The organism is Vibrio sp. 10N.222.46.A1 (assembly GCF_041473595.1).
Lineage (GTDB): Bacteria > Pseudomonadota > Gammaproteobacteria > Enterobacterales > Vibrionaceae > Vibrio > Vibrio tasmaniensis_A.
Genome location: NZ_JBFRSN010000801.1, coordinates 1 through 4,071 on the forward strand (window position 1 = coordinate 1; position 4,071 = coordinate 4,071).

The following is a 4,071-nucleotide window of genomic DNA, read 5'->3' on the forward strand; positions in this document are numbered from 1 at the left end:
AAACCGAAGTGCGATTGGTTTTGGGCAAAGAAAGTTACGTGTTGTGGATGGACATTGCGCAGTTGCCTAACTCCTTGATTCGTATTCCCCTGTCTGAGCTGCAAGAAGAAGACTTTGCGCCTCTATTTCGTAACAGTCTGATCATGGCGTTGTTGATTGTTGCTGGTGGGTGGCTGTTTATCCGCTTGCAAAATCGGCCGTTGATAGCCCTAGAGAAAGCCGCGCAAGGTGTTGGGCGAGGTGATATTCCACCGCCCTTACCAGTACAAGGTGCACAAGAGATTCGCTCGGTAACTCGAGCCTTTAATCAGATGTCGAAAGGCATTCAAGAACTCGAAGAAGATAGAGCCCTACTAATGGCGGGTATCAGCCATGATCTGCGTACACCACTCACGCGTATTCGCTTGGCGACTGAGATGATGTCGCCAGAAGATAGCTATCTAGCGGAAGGGATCATCAGTGATACTGAAGAGTGCAATGAGATCATCAGTCAGTTTATGGATTACCTAAAGCCTGTGGACCGAGACTCATTCCAGGCGGTATTTGTCGATGATATTGCGCGCGAGGTCTCTAGCTCTGAAGGAGGCTATGAGGTTCAGATTGAAACCGATATTCCAGAAACCATGAAACCTGCTTTGGGTAACCCGATCGCGATGAAGCGTGCGGTGAGTAATTTGGTGGTAAATGCGCTGCGCTACGGTAATGGTTGGGTCAAAGTATCGACTGGCATGACAGCAGATAACAAACTGGCTTGGGTAACGGTAGAAGATAATGGTCCGGGTATTCCACAAGACCAAATTGGTAAGTTGTTTGAACCGTTCACTCGTGGTGACACGGCTCGTGGTAGTGAAGGGACAGGTTTAGGTTTAGCGATCGTGAAACGTATTGTCAGCCAACACCAAGGTGCGGTGGTGGTGAATAACCGCAGTGAGGGTGGCTTGAAGGCGCAGATCAGTTTCCCTGTGAAACCTTAGGCTATACGCACGAAAAAGGCTTCCTTGTAGAAGCCTTTTTACGTTTTAAGCAAGATATGAGGGCGAATTACGCCTTAGAATACACATCGCGCTCACCCAGCCAGCGGTTGATGATCGCCTTGGCATTGTCTGGGTAGCTATCGTGGATATGACGCGCGATACGCTGCACTTCAGGTATCAAACGTTGGTCACGGACTAAGTCGGCAATCTTAAAGTCAGCCAAGCCTGTTTGTTTAGTGCCAAGTAGCTCACCGGGGCCACGGATCTCTAAGTCACGCTGAGCAATAACAAAGCCATCGTTACTTTCACGAAGTACCCCTAAGCGTTTCTGAGCGGTTTTAGATAGTGGGGAGTGGTACAACAGTACACAATGGCTTGCGACCGAACCACGGCCAACACGGCCACGCAGTTGGTGCAGTTGCGCTAGACCAAGACGCTCTGGGTTCTCGATGATCATTAAGCTCGAATTCGGTACATCCACACCTACTTCAATCACGGTTGTAGCAACTAACAGGTGCAGTTTGTTCTCTTTGAATTCCTGCATCACCGCTTGTTTCTCTGCGGGTTTCATTCGGCCATGAACCAAACCAATTTTTACGTCGGGCAGTTTGCGTTGCAGCTCTTCTGCGGTATCAGCGGCAGCTTGAGCTTCCAATACTTCGGATTCATCGATCAACGTGCACACCCAGTAAGCTTGTTTGCCTTCATTGAGACACGCATTTTTCACACGTTCAACAATGTCATCGCGTTTAGTATCAGGAATCGCGACGGTTTGAATTGGGGTTCGCCCCGGTGGTAACTCATCAATAATCGAGGTTTCGAGGTCGGCATAGGCCGTCATCGCCAGCGTTCGTGGAATTGGTGTTGCCGTCATCACCAGTTGGTGAGGATAATAACCTTGCTTCACGCCTTTTTCACGCAGCTCTAGTCGCTGGTGGACGCCAAATCGGTGCTGCTCATCAATGATCACTAAACCAAGGTTGTTGAACTCGACATGCTCTTGAAATAGCGCATGAGTACCGACCACCATTTGCGCTTCGCCGCTGGCAATTCGTGTTAGTTCAGTTTCACGAGCCTTGCCTTTGAGCTTACCTGCTAGCCATCCAACTTGAATACCCATTGCCTCAAACCAGTTAGCAAAGTTAATCGCGTGCTGTTCTGCCAATAGTTCGGTTGGTGCCATCAGTGCCACTTGCTGACTATGTTCCAATGCGCGAACAGCCGCGAGTGCAGCGACTAAGGTTTTACCAGAGCCCACATCACCTTGCACTAAACGCATCATAGGGTGCGGCTTTTCCAAGTCAGCTTCGATCTCTTTGGTCACTCGTGCTTGGGCATTGGTTGGTGAAAACGGCAGCTGAGCCAGTAGCTTATCTTTAAGAGTGTTTACTGGAGGAAAAGGCATTGCCTTGTCTTGCTGTCCTTTGCTACGAACAGACAACATCGACAGGTTTTGAGCCAGCAACTCTTCCATAATTAGGCGCAGTTGCGCAGGGTGCTTGCCTTCATCAAACAGCTCTAGGTCAATGCCCGGGGGCGGTCTGTGAATGGCATGCAGTGCTTGTGCGAGGGTAATTTGGTGGTCGTATAGACCAGACGGTAGCAGCTCATTGACGGCTGCTTTATCGATTAACTCTAGAGCTTGATCGGTAAGGTTACGTAGCGTGACTTGTCTTAGTCCTTCAGTGGTTGGATACACCGGAGTCAGATTCGCTTCAACATCTGGCTGTTGCCTAGGAGCAAAGAATTTGTAATCCGGATGGACGATCTCAAGCCCCATATTGCCGCGCTTGATCTCACCATAAGCATGCACTTGTTTGCCTTCGGCAAAGTTATTCTTCATTCCTGCAGTAAAGTTGAAAAAGCGCAGAGTAATCGTGCCGTTACCATCGCTGATCTTTACTGCGAGCATCTTACGTTTACCGAAAATGGTATCAACATGCATCACCTTGCCTTGCACAGCAGCCCACAGCCCGGCATGCAGCTTTACGATGGGGTAGATACGAGTTCTATCTTCATAGCGCAAAGGCAGATGAAATAGCAGGTCTTGTACATTGTTAAGCCCAACCTTTTCCAGTTTCTCTGCGACTTTTGCGCCGACTCCAGATAAAGAGTTGAGAGGGATAGCAGATAAAAGCTGTGACATAACAAGACTCATAAACGTAAGAGAGATAATCTATTCAAGCATTTTACTGGATTTTTGTACAGGCAGGAATGGAGTCAGATAAATTCGAGGATTCAGTTATAAAAAATCCCCTTAAGCGATAAAGCATTAAGGGGATTTCAATTCTTAGCAAAGTTGCCAATAAGTTCGAACGTTAGTTCTTACGACGTCTTACTTTGAGCGCGTGTGGCATCACACGTAGCTTCTTCATAATGCTCGCTAAATGAACACGATCTTTCGTGGTCAACAAGATAGTCACTGTGTACAAGCGTCCGTCACGTTCTTCGGTTGAAATACCGTGAATGTTCGAGCCTGTTTTCGAGATAACGTTAGTTAGCTCAGCCAGCGCACCTTGATGGTTCTGTAATTCGACCTGAAGTTCAGCCGTGAACTCTTGGTTGTAATCGTCAGACCATTCAACCGCCATGTATTTATCCGGTTCTTTCTGGTAACCACGAACGTTTGGACACGTTTCACGGTGCACCACAAGACCACGACCTGGAGATACATGAGCAATAATGTGATCATCTGGAATCGGGTGACAACAGTTGGCGAACGTCAGTAATAGGCCTTCAGCACCACGGATAGGTAATTTCTTCCTAGACGTATCGCTGTTGTTTGCCACTTCAGTCAGTTCGTCAGCATCGCCCAATAAACGACGAGCAATAACGATACTCATCAGCTCACCAAGACCAATCGATGCTAGCAAGTCTTCAATGTCATCGAGACGTAGATCAGACAATACATGTTCGATATTCTCTTGACCGACATCGGCAATAGAGTGTTCACCAAGTGCATGGTTCAGTAGGCGACGGCCAAGGGTAATCGACTCTTCACGACGCATCGTTTTCAGAACCTGACGGATCTTCGTACGCGCACGTGAGGTCACTACATAGTTGAGCCATGCTGCGTTCGGACGTGCGCCCGGAGCAC

The 4,071-nt window shown here is 48.3% G+C and carries 3 protein-coding genes; 1 reads left to right on the top strand and 2 read right to left on the bottom strand.

Features of this window, described 5'->3' with window-relative positions; all coding sequences use genetic code 11:
• On the top strand, positions 1-974 hold a 974-nt coding region (gene envZ / locus AB4496_RS20270), incomplete at its 5' end, for a two-component system sensor histidine kinase EnvZ (protein WP_372131765.1).
• 67 nt (positions 975-1,041) lie between these two features.
• Here envZ and recG read toward each other — a convergent pair.
• Positions 1,042-3,120 (bottom strand): ATP-dependent DNA helicase RecG, encoded by a 2,079-nt coding sequence (recG, locus tag AB4496_RS20275; RefSeq protein ID WP_102257553.1) that lies wholly within the window; start codon positions 3,118-3,120, stop codon positions 1,042-1,044.
• Between the two features lie 172 nt (positions 3,121-3,292).
• Positions 3,293-4,071: ACT domain-containing protein (locus AB4496_RS20280; RefSeq protein WP_372131767.1), on the bottom strand; the 779-nt coding region annotated here is incomplete at its 5' end.